This window comes from uncultured Succiniclasticum sp., assembly GCF_902793885.1.
GTDB lineage: Bacteria > Bacillota > Negativicutes > Acidaminococcales > Acidaminococcaceae > Succiniclasticum.
The window spans coordinates 47,557-62,072 of the sequence record NZ_CADBFF010000017.1; the positions used below are offsets into that span (position 1 = coordinate 47,557).

Annotated in this window: 10 protein-coding genes; 7 read left to right on the forward strand and 3 right to left on the reverse strand. The window is 45.2% G+C overall.

Annotation, left to right across the window (positions count from 1 at the left end; all coding sequences use genetic code 11):
- Positions 1–92 precede the first annotated feature (92 nt).
- The 3 genes from QZV31_RS09145 (at position 93) to QZV31_RS09155 (ending at position 2,839) form a co-directional block, all read left to right on the forward strand.
- Positions 93–1,007, forward strand: coding sequence for an ABC transporter substrate-binding protein (locus QZV31_RS09145; protein WP_295359810.1), 915 nt, complete (start codon positions 93–95; stop codon positions 1,005–1,007).
- A gap of 98 nt (positions 1,008–1,105) precedes the next feature.
- A complete protein-coding gene (locus QZV31_RS09150; RefSeq protein WP_295359812.1) occupies positions 1,106–1,876 on the forward strand; it encodes a carbon-nitrogen hydrolase family protein in 771 nt (256 codons plus the stop codon).
- Positions 1,877–1,918: 42 nt separating this feature from the next.
- The gene (locus QZV31_RS09155) at positions 1,919–2,839 is read left to right on the forward strand and encodes a carbon-nitrogen hydrolase family protein (RefSeq protein WP_295359814.1); all 921 of its coding nucleotides are present in this window, start codon (positions 1,919–1,921) and stop codon (positions 2,837–2,839) included.
- Between the two features lie 94 nt (positions 2,840–2,933).
- Here QZV31_RS09155 and QZV31_RS09160 read toward each other — a convergent pair whose 3' ends face one another.
- Positions 2,934–5,990: an efflux RND transporter permease subunit gene (locus QZV31_RS09160; RefSeq protein WP_295359815.1), complete on the reverse strand. Its 3,057-nt coding sequence runs from the start codon at positions 5,988–5,990 to the stop codon at positions 2,934–2,936.
- Positions 5,987–7,315, reverse strand: a complete 1,329-nt coding sequence (locus QZV31_RS09165; RefSeq protein WP_295359816.1) for an efflux RND transporter periplasmic adaptor subunit — start codon at positions 7,313–7,315, stop codon at positions 5,987–5,989. Before QZV31_RS09165 ends, QZV31_RS09160 begins: the two co-directional genes overlap by 4 nt.
- 428 nt (positions 7,316–7,743) lie before the next feature.
- Here QZV31_RS09165 and QZV31_RS09170 point away from each other — a divergent pair, with 428 nt between their 5' ends.
- Both QZV31_RS09170 and QZV31_RS09175 read left to right on the forward strand, forming a co-directional pair.
- Positions 7,744–8,337, forward strand: coding sequence for a hypothetical protein (locus QZV31_RS09170; protein WP_295359818.1), 594 nt, complete (start codon positions 7,744–7,746; stop codon positions 8,335–8,337).
- A 105-nt stretch (positions 8,338–8,442) separates the two neighbouring features.
- A complete protein-coding gene (locus tag QZV31_RS09175; RefSeq protein ID WP_295359820.1) occupies positions 8,443–10,425 on the forward strand; it encodes a TonB-dependent receptor in 1,983 nt (660 codons plus the stop codon).
- Between the two features lie 70 nt (positions 10,426–10,495).
- Here QZV31_RS09175 and QZV31_RS09180 read toward each other — a convergent pair whose 3' ends face one another.
- A complete protein-coding gene (locus QZV31_RS09180) occupies positions 10,496–11,869 on the reverse strand; it encodes a hypothetical protein (protein WP_295359822.1) in 1,374 nt (457 codons plus the stop codon).
- Positions 11,870–12,505: 636 nt separating this feature from the next.
- On the opposite strand from QZV31_RS09180, the gene QZV31_RS09185 reads away from it, so the two are divergent.
- Both QZV31_RS09185 and QZV31_RS09190 read left to right on the forward strand, forming a co-directional pair.
- Entirely contained in the window at positions 12,506–13,321 is an 816-nt protein-coding gene (locus QZV31_RS09185) for a DUF4198 domain-containing protein (RefSeq protein WP_295359824.1), read from the forward strand.
- A gap of 125 nt (positions 13,322–13,446) precedes the next feature.
- On the forward strand, positions 13,447–14,454 hold the full coding sequence (locus tag QZV31_RS09190; RefSeq protein WP_295359825.1) for a TonB-dependent receptor: 1,008 nt from the start codon (positions 13,447–13,449) through the stop codon (positions 14,452–14,454).
- Positions 14,455–14,516 lie beyond the last annotated feature (62 nt).

The window sequence follows — 14,516 nt, forward strand, 5'->3', positions numbered from 1 at the left end:
TTTTCCTTATATCAGCATTGCTTTCCGGCTGCAGTTCTTCTACACAATCGCAAAACAGCAGTAAAACAAATGCAGCGCAAAGCAAACAGGAAATGAATACAACAGGGTCGTATTCAGTAACCGATTTAACCGGAACCAAAGTTACGTTTCCCTCAAAACCGAAAAGAATTCTGACCTTCGCCATGTACACGGACCAGATTGTATTGGGGTTGGTCGCCAGCGACCATCTGGTGGGAATCAACACATTGTTGGACGATCCGGTATTGTCAAATATTATTCCCATTGCGAAGAAAATTACTAAAAAAATCGGAAATCCCAGCGCGGAAGAAGTGTTATCTATGAAACCGGATCTGGTCATCGTTTCCGACTGGACGCAGGCAGAAAAGATACAGAGTATGCGGGATCTTGGATTAAAGGTTGTGTCGGTAAAATCACCCGAAACGATTCAGGATGCAAAAGATGCTGTCTCACAGGTTGCCGCGGCAATAGGGGAACCGGAAAAGGGAAGGCAGCTCATAGGGATGATGGATAAAAAGTTAGCTGAGATTCGGGAGAAAACGAGTAAAATCAAACCGGAACAGCGAAAAAATATTGTTTTGCTTTCCCTGATGACTGCCTATGGCGGAACTGGGTGCGCTTATGACGATGCCTGCCGGGAAGCTAATGTGATCAACGGGATTGCGGCGGCAGGATTGAAAAACGGCCAGCAGCTGACCAAAGAGATGCTGATTAAAATCAACCCGGATATTATGCTGTTGCCTGTCTATACCGGTCAGGGCAGTTACGATACACAGGCCTTTATTGACAGTTATTTAAAAGACCCTTCCCTGCAAACCGTAAAGGCTATAAAAGAAAAGCGGCTGATTTATCCCCGGGAGCAGTTCATTTATAACTGTTCGCAGGATATTGTCTTTTGTGTGCAGGAGGTTGCCCGTTGCGCTTATGGAAAAGAATTTGATTTCCCGGATAACGCGCGGCTTACCGTGACGGATGAGAAGAATGAGTAAAGGATGATTGAATTTATCTGTACCCACCGACATTGTTATTGATGAGGACAGTTTGACGGACAAATAAGAAATCAACGAAGGGAAAGGCAAGCATTGTTATGAAGATCATGTTATGCCACCTGACTCTGAGCATGGGGTCCCTTGAAAAAAACCTGAAAATTCTGGAACGCGCCGTACAGGTTGCGGGCGAAGTGAAAGCGGACTGGGTCATTACGCCGGAAACCGCAGTGCAGGGTTATCATTTTTATAAAATTGACCCGGAGCAGAAACTGGATCCGCAGCCTGCGGAATATTTAACTCCGCTGCGGAATCTGGCCAGGAAAAACCGGCAGTATTTATTTCTGGGAGCCGGAGAGTATGACGTAAATGACAAGTGCAATTATAACACCTGCTTTGTGTTCGGCCCGGACGGCGAACTGGTCGGGAAGCACCGTAAAAACCATTCCCACGGTTATGGCGGAGAAGGCTGGGTGACGAACAGTACCATTGCAGAACCGGTACAGGTGGGAAATGTAAAAACAGGAATCATGGTCTGCTCTGATGCATGGTACATCGAATGTCCCAAACGGCTGGCAGAACAGGGCGCGCAGATTTTAGTGGATATTGCCGGCTGGCCTATATCCAAAGAATGCGGAGACCCGTTGCCATCCTGGTTAAAATGTTCAAATGAAACAGGTCTGCCCATGGTTTTATGTAACCAGACCGGAAAGACAGAGTGGCTGGATTTTACAGTTGGGCAGAGCGTGTATATTGAAAACGGGCAGCCGAAACTGACCTACAGCGGAGAAGATGCTTTGCTGGTGTTTGAATGGGATGAAACAAAAAACAGCATAATTTCAGAACGGTTTACAGTGATATCACTGTATTGAGCGAGATGGGCATAGAAGATAAGTGAAAAAGGAAGAATTGTCATGAAGGGTTTCGCTAAAAAGTTTCATATCCTGCTTCTGTTTGTTTGTCTCATTTTGTGTTGTACGGGTTTTGCTGCAGGAACCGGAGAAAATACTTCGAATACGGACAATTTAAAAAAAGGCAGTCCGGATAAATCTATACGTATTGCTTTGTGTCATCTGGATGTAGCCCAGGGATCCCAGGCAGAAAATATTAAAAAAATAGAAAAAGCAATTCACATTGCCGGTGAGCACGGGGCCAACTGGATTGTTACGCCGGAAACCGCGTTGCAGGGGTATTATTTTTATGTGATTGATCCGAAGCAGAAGGAAAAAATAAAACCGCAGCCTTCTGAAGACATCCGGTCTTTAACAGAGACGTGCAAAAAGTATGGCGCCTACTTATTCCTGGGCGCCGGTGATTATGATAAACAGGCGGACTGTTACAGGAATTCCTGCCTGGTTTTCGCTCCCGACGGCAAACCGGTGGGACGGCACAACAAAATGTCTGCCCATGTAGGTTTTGGCGCAGAGGTTTGGTCCACTAACGATAATAAACTGAATCCTGTTGCCTGCAGTGGTGTGGCAACAGGAGTATTGGTCTGCTCTGATATCTGGTTTTTAAATTATCCCCGCGTTCTGGCGGACAAAGGCGCGCAGATTATTGTCGATATAGCTGCTTGGCCGCCTGCCAAAGAAACAGGAAATCCGCTGCCAAGCTGGGAACTGGCTTCACAGCGGACGGGTTTGCCTGTAGTGGTCTGCAACCAAACGGGAAATCCAAGGTGGATGGACATGACACCTGGCCAGAGCGCAGTGGTTGAAAACGGAAAGGCAAAATTATTACACAGCGGGGAAGAAGCAGTGTTGCTGTTTGACTGGAATCCGGGAACGGGAAAAGTGGTGTCTGACACTTTTGATATTCTGACTATTAGCAACTGAATATCTGGTTTTAAACTGAAAACGCAAAGACGGCAAACATGGATGGAATGTATGCCGTCTTTGGTTTTGTTATATGGCGAAAAGATTTATTGTGTTATATCCTCTTCGGGAAATGCTTCTTCAGCCACAGGAACAGCACGGGAATCACAAACAACGTAAATACAGTAGACGTAATCATACCCCCGATGATAACCCAGGCCATGCTGACACGAGTCTCGGAGCCTTCCGAAAGACTCAGGGCGGTGGGGAGCATGCCGACTACCATGGTGATGGCGGTCATGAAGATGGGCTTTAACCGGACCTTGCCTGCTTCCACTACCGCTTCCAGAGGAGAAAGGCCTTCATGAATCCGGGTGAGGGTGTAGTCTAACAGCAGTGTGCCGTTTTTGGCAACCAGGCCGTCCATGACCAGAATACCGATCAACGAATACAGGTTGATGGTGTTGTTGGTGAACAGCAGGAAGAAAATGGAACCGATGATGCCCAAAGGCAAAGAGAACATCCGGATAAAGGGGGTAAAGACGGATTCATACAGGACCGCCAGCAACAGATATATTAATAGTAGAGACATGGATAATGCCATGATCATTTCCTTAAAGGAAGTGTTCATGGTGGCCGTCTGGCCGGAAAATTCATAGCGGCAGCGCAGGCTGGCCGCTTTTATTTTTTGCTCAACTTCCTGTTTCACTTCGTTCAGGGGCCGGTCTGTCAGGTTAGCCTGCACGTTGATGAAGCGTTCCTTGTTCAGGCGCCGGATGGTGGTGGGGCCTACCGTTTCTTTGATTTCCGCAATGTCTCCCAGATATACGCTGCCTGTCTTTGCGGGGATGGGGATGGACTTCAGTTCATCCATCTGGTAACCTTCGCCACCTGCAAAGCGGACATTGATATCCGTATCCTTGCCATGGTTGTTTTCATCGTTGGCCAGCACGCCCGCCCGCTGCCCTGTGATGGCAGAGGCAAAGGACCGAAGCACCTGGCTTAAACTGACGCCGTAATATTCCAGCTTGTCTCGGTCAACCACCACTTTCAGTTCCGGGTTTCCTTCTACATAAGAATTTTTTACGTCTTTGACACCGTTTGTTTCTCTTAAAATTTTTTCCACTTTGGCGGATTCTTCCGCCAGTACTTCCATGCTGGAGCCTTTTAATTCTATCTGTAAAGGCGAACGCACCAGGTTGCGGCCGCCGGAAACGCCGGCCACAGAGGACTGAATGACATTGACCCGGGTTCTGGCGCTGCCGAGATTATTCCGGGCAAAGGCGCGGATGTCTTCCGCAATGGTCCAGACACTGCGGGAACGTTCGTTTTTACTGCATAACGTGATGGAGATTTTGCCGTTGCGCTCCAGGGTAGTCACATAGGACATATGGTGTTTGATTTCCGGGATAGTGCGCAGGTAGTCGTCAAAGAGCAGCAGCACTTCGTTAGTCTGCTGGGCATTGGAACCGATAGGCAGTTCCACGTTGACCTGCAATGCGCTTTCATCCGTTTTGGGCATGTACTCGGCGCCCACGATGCCTAACGGGATCAGCAGCAGGCTGCATAAAAACAGGGCGATGATGCCTGTCAATAGTTTTTTGGGATGCTGCAGGCAGTTTCGCAGCAGTACTTCATAACGACGGATGGTATTCCGTTCCAGATTGTCAAAAAAGTCCCAGACTCTTCCCTGCGGTTCTTCCAGGCCGCCGGCATACAGTTTCGAGGCCATCATGGGAGTCAGCGTAAAGGAAACTGCCAGCGACATCAAGGTGGCGAACACGATGGTGAGGCCGAACTGACGGAACAGCTGGCCTGTAGCGCTCTGCATGAAAGCGATGGGCAAAAATACGACCACGTCGCACAGGGTCATGGCGATCGCTGCCATGCCGATCTGCATCCGTCCCTGCTCCGCGGCGTCTCTGGCATTGTATCCGTTTTGCAGGAAACGGTGGATGTTTTCCAGTACGACAATGGAGTCGTCAACCAGGATGCCGATACAGGTGGCCATGCCCATGAGGGACATCATATTGAAAGTGAATCCTGCGGCATACATCAAAAAGAAGGTGGCAATCAGGGAAGTAGGAATCGCAATCATAACCGCAGAAGCAGAACGCCAGCCACGCAGGAAGAGATACAGGACCAGACCCGTGGTGACCAGGCCTTCCAGTAAGGTGCGCAGCGTGTTGTTCAGGGAATTTTTGACAAACGTCGCCTGGTTATAGACCAGGGTGAAGGTGTAATCCGGATAACTTTTGCGCAGTTCCTCCAGTTTCTTTAATACGTTGTCCGCGGTATCCACGATGTTGCTGCCGCTGGTCTTGTACACTTCCATGGAGACAGCGTCGTTACCGTCCATGCGGGCGTAACGGGAGCTTCGTTTACTTTTTACCTGTACGTCGGCTACGTCCCGCAGCAAAAATGTCCGGCCGTTTTTGGTCAGGCTGATCTGTTCAATATCCGACACGGTTTTATACTGGGAATCCAGGCGCACGGAAATCTGCCGGTTCTCCGAATACACGGATCCGGCGGAAACCATGGTGTTTTCACTGCGGATAGCGTCGGTGATATCTTTCAGGGTCAGGCTGTAGTAATTCAGCTTTTCCTGGTTTACCAGCACCGCGATTTCCTTTTCCGCGCCGCCGGTGACGGAAACGTCCGCCACGCCCTCCGCCTGCTGCAGCTTTTCCTTAAAGGTGTTTTCTGCCATTGCATGCAGGTCCGCGGCATCCTGTTTGCCGGTAACCGCAATTTCAATAACAGGGTATTCTTCCGCCGAACGTTTCAGCACTACAGGCTCGTCAATATCCGCCGGAAGGGAACTTCGGATTTTGTTCAGGCGTTTGGTGGCTTCCACGGACATCAGGTTGGGATCCAGTTCCGGAGAAAGTTCGATAAACACTTCCGAGCGTCCCGTCATGCTGACGGAACGAATCTCTTTGACCCCTTCCAGCGTAGAGATGACGTCCTCAATCGGTTTGGTCAGCTGCTGTTCTACCGACTCCGTGCTGGCGCCGGGGTACTCCACAATACAGCTGATGTACGGTGACTCTACATCCGGAAGCAGTTCCACGCCGATGTGGGAATAACTGAACAGACCCAGCACCGTGATCAGCATAAAGATCATGGAAATGCCGATGGGGCGTTGGATGGAAAATTTGGTTATATTCATTTTTCTTCATCCTTTTTGCCCAGATCGGTAACTTCCAGGCCTTCCCGCAGGCGGGACACGTTATCGGTGATGACTTTGTCCCCTGCTTTCAGGCCGCTTACGATTTCCAGGTCTTCCGTATTGCGGATACCGGGCCGGATCGTTTTGCGGTGTGCTTTTTTATCCTCGCCTAATACAAAAGCATACTGTTTGCCGTTTAGTTCTAATACAGCGCTGCGATTTATGAACAGCGCTTTTTCTTTTTGCAGAAAGCGCAGGGAACCCTTCGCGAACATGCCGGACTTCAGCTGGCCGTCTGCTTTGTCCAATGCGACGCGTACCAGGTAGTTTTTGGTTTCTTTGCTTTTGTCCGGGCTTACAAAGGTGATTTTTCCCGGATACGTTTTCCCCAGCGATTCCACCAGAACCGAAACAGATTCCCCGGTCTTTAGCAGCGCTGCGTCGTATTCGGAAACCTGACAGTCCAGATGCAGGCTGCTGTTATCCACGATGGTAAAAAGGTGGGAACCCGCCTGCACATAGCTGCCCGCTTCCGCGTTGCGGAAGGTGATGACCCCGTCCCGCGGCGCCCGGATGGTCATATCCGCCCGCTGGTTTTCCAACAGCAGCATGGAATTGCGCCGTTGTTCCGCCCGTTGGGCCCGTTCGGCCACATAAGCCGGTTTTCCTTCATACAGTTTCTGGCTGGTCAGAGAATCCAGGTTGGCTTTGGCGCTGAGCATCTGCTGCTCTGCTTCATCCAGCGCCAGTTTGGACACGGCGCCTTTCTTAAACAGTTCCGTGTAGCGTTCAAAGTTAGTCTTTTTCAGATTGTATTCGCTTATATATTTCTGGTAATTGGAATTAAAGGTTGCGTCGTACCGTTCCGTGTAGGCATCGTACGATTTATAATCCGCTTCCGCCCGGTTGACCTGTATGTTAATATCCTTTAAATCCTGCTGGGCCAGTACATCCCCGGCGGAAACTTTGTCCCCCAAGTCTTTTTGTACGTCTGTAATCATGCCTGCGTACTTGTTCACTACAATGATTTTGGCAACGGCATTGGTCTGACCGAACAGGGTGACGGTTTTGTACATGGGTTCCTCAGCCAGCACTTTGGTATGGACTTCCACCTTTAACGGTTTGCGGTCTGCGGAAGCCGAGCTTTTGACCAGGCCTTTAAGGGATGAAAAGAGAAGGATGCCCAGCACTGCGATGCAAAGAAAAGCTAACGGCTTGTTGTTCTGTAATTGCCAGCGCAGATTGGGAATCCGGTTTTTGATTTGCAGAAAAAAGCCTTTTATATTTTGCAGAAGGCTTTTAAAAAAGTTAGATAAATCGTCCATGGCAGTCTCCGTAGTGCACGCTTTGTAATGTATGCAGGAAAGGATGAAATACAAATCACTATCGTATTTCGCTAACGCATAAAACTTAAAATAAAAAACAATTAAGATTATTTGTTAAAAATAAAAATTCTTATTAAGATATTCTAAATTATATCATCCTTTGCACGATTATGGAAGAACGGTCAGTCTTTTTCGCAATCATTTTTGCCGGAAGATTGTGTAAATACAGTAGTTATTTTAAATCTCAAAATTTAAATTTGCTAGGAAAGAGTTTTTCGTAACAAACACAGAAATGATTTTGCGAAAATGTGAAATATATTTGACAAGTTGACAGTTTTGTAGTTTAATATGTAATGGAATTTAATAAGAAATATTATCATTTAAATAATTTTCCAAATTGTATATTGTTTTAAATATGGAGGAAAGCAATGAAGAAGATAGCGTTGCTGTTATTGGTGACTCTTTTACTGACACTGCAGTCTTCCGTTCTGGCTGCCCGCAGGCAGGTGGAAGAAGTGCCGGAGAATCCCATGGACTGGAGCATCAGCACTAAACCGCCCATGAGCGAAGAAGAAAAGGAAGCCGCCCGCTGGTCGCTGATCCTGGAAAATGATTTAGGCTTATATGCTTACGACATGAGCACCCTGGGTTACATTGCCGATAAAAAAGGTACTGTGGATACTAATTTGGTGGGCGCTACCGTCAAAACACTGTTTACCGATAAAAAAATACTGAAAAAACTGCAGGAGCAGTATGCGTCCAAACTGAGAGGCAAGGAAAAATTGCAGTACTGTCTGCTGGATATGCAGTACAACATGGCGGAGAAAACCTATACGGTGACAGAGATGCGGGTGTTCACCAATAAGAACCGCATCATTGAAACCAAAAAAAATAAAACCGGCTTCGTGCCGGTTCCGGAAAAGTCTTTTGCAGAAGCCATGTATGAAATCTGCCAGCAGTTTGTAACAGAGGGTGCTGCGCCGGAAGAAGGCGGGCAGAAAGCGTCGCTGTTAAGTAAGTAAGAAATGAATTTGTAGTTTGCACTGCAAAGTACTGCAGGACCATGAAAGACTGGCTGCAGGAAACGCATACAATAAATTTTTATTTTATTAAGGGAGTGTAAAAAAATGAAACAAAGTCGAAAAGGTATGTTGATGGCCGCTTTGATCTGCGGCACAATCGTTCCGGTACTTTTTGGCGGAACCAGTGCCTATGCGGCGGAAAAGAAAGCCGAAGAAGATGCGTTGGCAACATTTGAGTTGAACCCGATGGTTATTACAGCTCAGCGTACGGAATTAAGTGACCTTGATACACCTGCAGGTACGTCTGTAATTACGGCTGCAGATATTGAACGCAGCGGAGCCAAGACTGCTTATGAAGTCATTGAGCGGCAGGTAGGTGTCGTCAATAAAGCCTATGGACCGGGTGGCCGCGAATATGGTGGCAGTGCCAGCCGTATTACCATAAGAGGATTGGATAAAGGTACATTGGTACTGGTTAATGGCGCACCCATTAACCTTATGAACTATAATAGCACTGAAGGCATTCCTGTACAGGCCATTGAAAAAATTGAAATGGTTCGAGGCGCCCAGGCTGCGTTGTACGGTGCAGAAGCTATGGGTGGCGTAGTTAATATTATTACCAAAAAGGGAGGAAAAAGCAGAACAACTCTTTCTTATGGAGCAGGAAATTACGACCAGAAGTGGAGTGTTTCTTCAACCGGTAAAAATTATATGGCTTATATAGGAAAAGAGTATTATCGTTCCAGAGACCGTAATAATAATTATGTTTCACCGTCATCCTCAAGTTGGTCATTGCGTAATAGTACAAAGGATAATGCTTTCGTTTCCATATCACCAACAGATAAATTAAGCTTTCAGTGGTCTCATACAAAGGGAAGGTATTATCGTGATTCCTGGTCAAGAAAAAATGGAGCATTGACCGGTGCGGGTACAGCTTATTTTTATGCGGATACACGTGATAATATAAGCGCTGTTTACGATGATAAGAATAATTTGTTTAAATCCGTGTTGGCATATAACAGAAGAAAAGTTGAACCCGAAAGGGGAACTATCAAAAATTGGAGTATTGGCCCTTTGAGTTGGTACTATTCGTCCAGATGGAATCTTGAAAGCCTGACATGGGATACGCAAAAAGGCTGGAAACTCAACGGTGACAAAGATACGCTTATTGTAGGGCTTAATTTCCTGCGTGAAAAGGCAAAAACGTGGCAGTCCGCGACAACATATGGAAGCGGCGATCGTAAAACATATGCGTTATATACATCTTATAAGCATCAGTTCTCTCCAAAATTTGAGGCAACGTTAGGTTTGCGTGCGCTGCACGTAGACGATTATTCCGATAATCAGACTAAGGTCCTGCCGCAGATACAGACATTATACAGGCTAAGCGATAAAGCTTCCTGGTACATTAACGTAGGGAAAGCGTTTCAGATGCCGGCGCTGAACCAATATTGGAATACCAATAATCCTAATGGAAAGGTCAACCCACAAGAAGGTTGGACGTATGAAACCGGTGTGAAGATAGTTAATAAGGCAAACTCTTGGAAGTTTGACGTATTCCATATGGATTTGGACGCTAAGCTTGACTGGAAATTTGCAGACCCCGCTGACAAATCCACTGCTTATTTATCTAATATTGGTAAATGGAAGAATACAGGTGCTGAACTGGAATATACGCAAAATGTTAATGATAATTTAAAGATGCGATTTGGTTTAATGTTAGCTGACCCGAAAAAGAAAGAAGACGATGGGGCGTCTTTTGTTCAGGATCAGGCTAAATTGCAGTTCACTGCTGGAGTTGATTACCAAATTGGAAAACTAACTGCAAACCTGAATTATCTGTTAGTCGCCAAGAGACAAAATTCTTATTATAACACTGATGGCAAAAAATATGCTGATTATGGCGGTACTCCCAGATCGTTATCAAACCGTAATTTGTTAAACGCTAACTTCATTTACAAGGCAGATGACCATCATTCGTTCCAATTCTCGCTAAATAATATTCTTGATAAAGACGATGTAATTAACGAATATGAAAACTGGGGTATGCCATTTAACTGTATGTTTACCTACAACTATTCCTTCTAATAAATTTGTTTACCAAGCAAAGCAAATGTCTTTCCTAAGCGGCGCATACCTGCGCCGCTTTTTCTATGTTTTAAAGATTCTCTAAATCTTTCATTTTTACTTCCATTGCCCTTTGCCGGAAATTCTGAAGCAGCGTTCGCATTCGTTTATCCGGCACCCACACGTACACCGGTTTGTCCGAATCTTTTACGCGTACATTGGAGCGCCAGATAAACTGCAACAGTTCGGACAACGCGTAATTGTCATTATCAAATTCCAGTTCCGGGATGTTTTGCTCTTTGGCTCGCTGCGCCAGAAAGTTAGTACAGTTCACATCGTAAAAACGGTTGCACAGATAGGCTACACCGGTACAGTTGCTGTAATCGTTAGTGGCTTTCGTGTTGCAGGGGAGAAACCGTTTCAGGGTGGGATAGTGTTTGCCGTCGCTCTGCAGCATATCTTTGTATGTGTTAAACGTAGTAAACAGGAACGTGTTGCCGCGCACACCATGAGCCCGCATAAACGCGTAGGCGTTTCGGAAACGTGTCTTCAGCGTTTTCAGACCGCGTCCGGTCTTATCGGTACGCAGCCGCTTATACCATTCTTTGGATAAACTGCTTTCCATATTAAAGAGTTTGTCGTCCAGAATTACAAGCCGCTCCATTCCCTCCGGATATGTCTCTGTATATTCTCCATCAGGATTCCTCATCATAAGTCTGCCTTTAATGTGATAGTACTCCAGGTTAATGTCATTCAGCAGACAGTATTTGTGAAGCATACTGCCGCGGGTCAGGTAAGAGAAGAACCAGCAAAATTTAAAGCAGGCAAACAGTTCCCGCTTTGCAAAAGCCACAATGGAAGTAAACCGGCCATCTCTGTCGCCGGAAGGGTACAAAGTACAGCTGCGGCTCAGGTTTTTCACCGCATCAAAAACCTTATACTCCTTGCTTTTGCGGTTATAATCGCAATCCGGATTGAATTCTACCTTGCCGTTTTTGTTCACAATCATATGTTCCTGCTGCATCAGCAGCACATCGGCCGTGCCAAAGCGGGTGATGCCGTCGAACGTGTCCAGTCTTTGCGCGCCGCCAATTACTCCCCGGAACAGGGAAGGAATCTCATCAAAAAACGCATGGTAGACACAATCGCTTTTGCGGAAAGCCTCAATGGTCTCATCATTGAAGAATCCGAACAAAGACTGTGTTGTGACAATATTTTCGCCGCTGCGGATCAAGTCCAAAATGTTTTTGTTGTAAGGCGGCTCTCCCGGGCATTTTGCGTTCAGCTTCTGCAGAAAACGTTCGTCCCGTTCCCTGATGGTTGATACAAAGATGATAAACCTGGCTTTCTGCAGATCGTTAAATAAACCGGTACGCCGCAAAGATTCAATATAAGACTCATCTTTAAAATAGAACGCTCCAAACCGGAGATAGTCCAGTAAGGAGGAACTCTTCCCGATGCCCATAGGGGAATCGACAATGCGAAAGGTGAGTTTTTGGTTTTTGTCATAATGTTTGGTATTAATAGTCAGAACCTCTTTTCCTGCACAGAAATAGCGGGAGAACCACGTGAGAAAGGTATTCTCCCGACAGAACCGTATTATACAGCAGAACAGGGGCAAAAGCAAGGGTCCGGATTTTCACGCAAAACCCCATGACCCCACTCTCAGGCAGTTTGAATTGTCAGTCTGACGGTTACGATTACTGATACAAATCGCTGTCTATCATATATTAATGAGTACGTAGGGTATAACTTCAGTAAACATGCGGTTTCACGAAAAAAATCCGGGTGTTTTTACACCCGGATTTTGGACAGGGATTGAGAAACAGTATGTTGAAAAGACAATATATATCGAAGTGTGCTTTGTAAATGGATCAAATGAAATAACGTTATAGCTAAATTCATGACAATATAATATATAGGACTATATCTTAATAAGATATAGTATACTTTTTAATTTATTTCATATTTGTGATAAATTTTTGGTTTACATTATGGAAAAAACATGTTATTATAACATAAATTATTTTTAATGATATTAAATATTAATTAAAATGTATTTTAATTTCTCGGCTAATGCCTGTATTGTGAGGATATTCTAATGAAAATTTTTGTTCCCCAAAAAAGTTGTCTGTTGTCTATGCTTTTTAGTGTAGTGTTATCTGCAACAGCAAGCGCGCATACACTGTGGATCAATTGCACGGACTACACGCCGGATTTTTCAGCGCGTTCCGGCGCAAAAACAAAAATCTATATGGGCTGGGGACATCATTTCCCGGTAGACAGTTTTGTGAAAGCGGAAGATTTCACAAATATTACTGTATTGTCGCCTTCCGCGAAAACTGAAAATGTTACTTTGGAAACAACCGGTTTTGCGGCTAAACAGCTTTCACTTAAAGAAGAAGGTCTGTATGTGATTGCTGCTACCCGGAGGGATGCGTATAACACATCTTATAGAGAAAACGGAAAGACAGTTTTGGCTAAAGGGACTAAAGAAGGGCGTAAGGATGTTGTGAGCAGTACCTATTCACAGCAGTTTGCAAAATCTTTGGTTTTATCCGGAACCGGAAACACGGATAACCTGTCCCATGCCTTTGGCCACAAACTTGAGATTATCCCTCTCACTAATCCGTATGCGATTACCAACAACCGGGGCGGCGAAATGCTTCTTAAAGTGTTGTTTAACGGCAACCCGGTGCAGCATAAGAAGGTATATGCCATGTATGAAGGCTATTCAAACGATGACGCGGCATCCTGTACCGTATCGACAGATGAAAAAGGGATCGCAAAGCTGCGCATCGACCATTGGGGAGTGTGGGTAGTGAAAACAAAACTGGAATTACCTGCTTCTGACGCAATGAAAGAGAAAGTGAATCAGGAAAACTACTTTGCTTCTCTCACATTCAGCGTGCCGTGATCAACAAAAACAGATTAACTGATTTAGCTCCTGAGGTTTATCTGTCAGTAAATTATCGGGGTATCTTTTAATAGATTCCGAATATAATCCATCTATTTTGGTTGCAGGTGCAGTACTGCAGGACCATGAAAGACTGGCTGCAGGAAGCGCTTTCAATAAATTGTATTTCTATTTTTAATTATTTTTTTGAAAGGAGTTTTCTTATGAAAACGAAATTGTCCAAAAGTATGTTGATGACCGCGTTAATTTGCGGGACAATTGTTCCGGTGCTCTATGGTGGGGCAAGCGTGTATGCAGAGGAAAAAAATGAAGTGGATGAAGCGTTGAGTTCTTTTGAACTGAACCCCATGGTAATCACTGCGACCCGTACAGAAAAAAGGGATGTAGATGTTCCTGCAAGTACTGAAGTTTTAACTCACCAACAAATTGTCAACTCTGGTGCTACTAATGCCTTTGATGCTTTACGGGCTGTAAATGGAATTGAAGTCAACAATTATTTCCCCGGGGGCGCTCCCATGACTACCATGACATCGGATATTAATATCCGCGGTTTTGGTAAGGGAACCTTGATTATGGTTAATGGTAATCCGATTAACTTAAATAATAAATACGTTTTTGATGCTATTCCTACAGAGGCTATTGAACGAATTGAAATCGTCAAAGGTGGCGGTTCAATTCAGTATGGTTCCGAAGCCATGGGTGGGGTAGTCAATATAATAACCAAGAAAAAAGGGAGTAATTATGTAACTCTTGGCGCCGGTAATTATGGTCAACGTAAGGCTTCTGTTGGCGTCGGAAATGATAAATTCCATGTGAATTATGATTTTAAACGTTGGGGCAGGATTGAAGATCTGAGCATTTCGGAGAGACCGGTTGTAGAACACAAAGTAAACACAAAAGGCAATCATACAGGAACCTATGATTATAACCTTATAAGAAATGATAAAAGAAGTTTAGACGTTGGCTACAATATTACAGATAAACTAACTATAGGTTATAACCATTTTGAAAGCTATGTTGATTATCGAAGCGACTGGGCAGACAAACAGGATATGCGTAATTTGAGAAATAGTTACAATAAGGAAGATTTGATTCAATTCGTAAATTGCAATAAGAAGTTGCACACTTCTTAAAAAATCCCATCAAACCATATAAATTCGGTCTAACTCTTTTTCAAACAGTTGGTTTGGTGTGT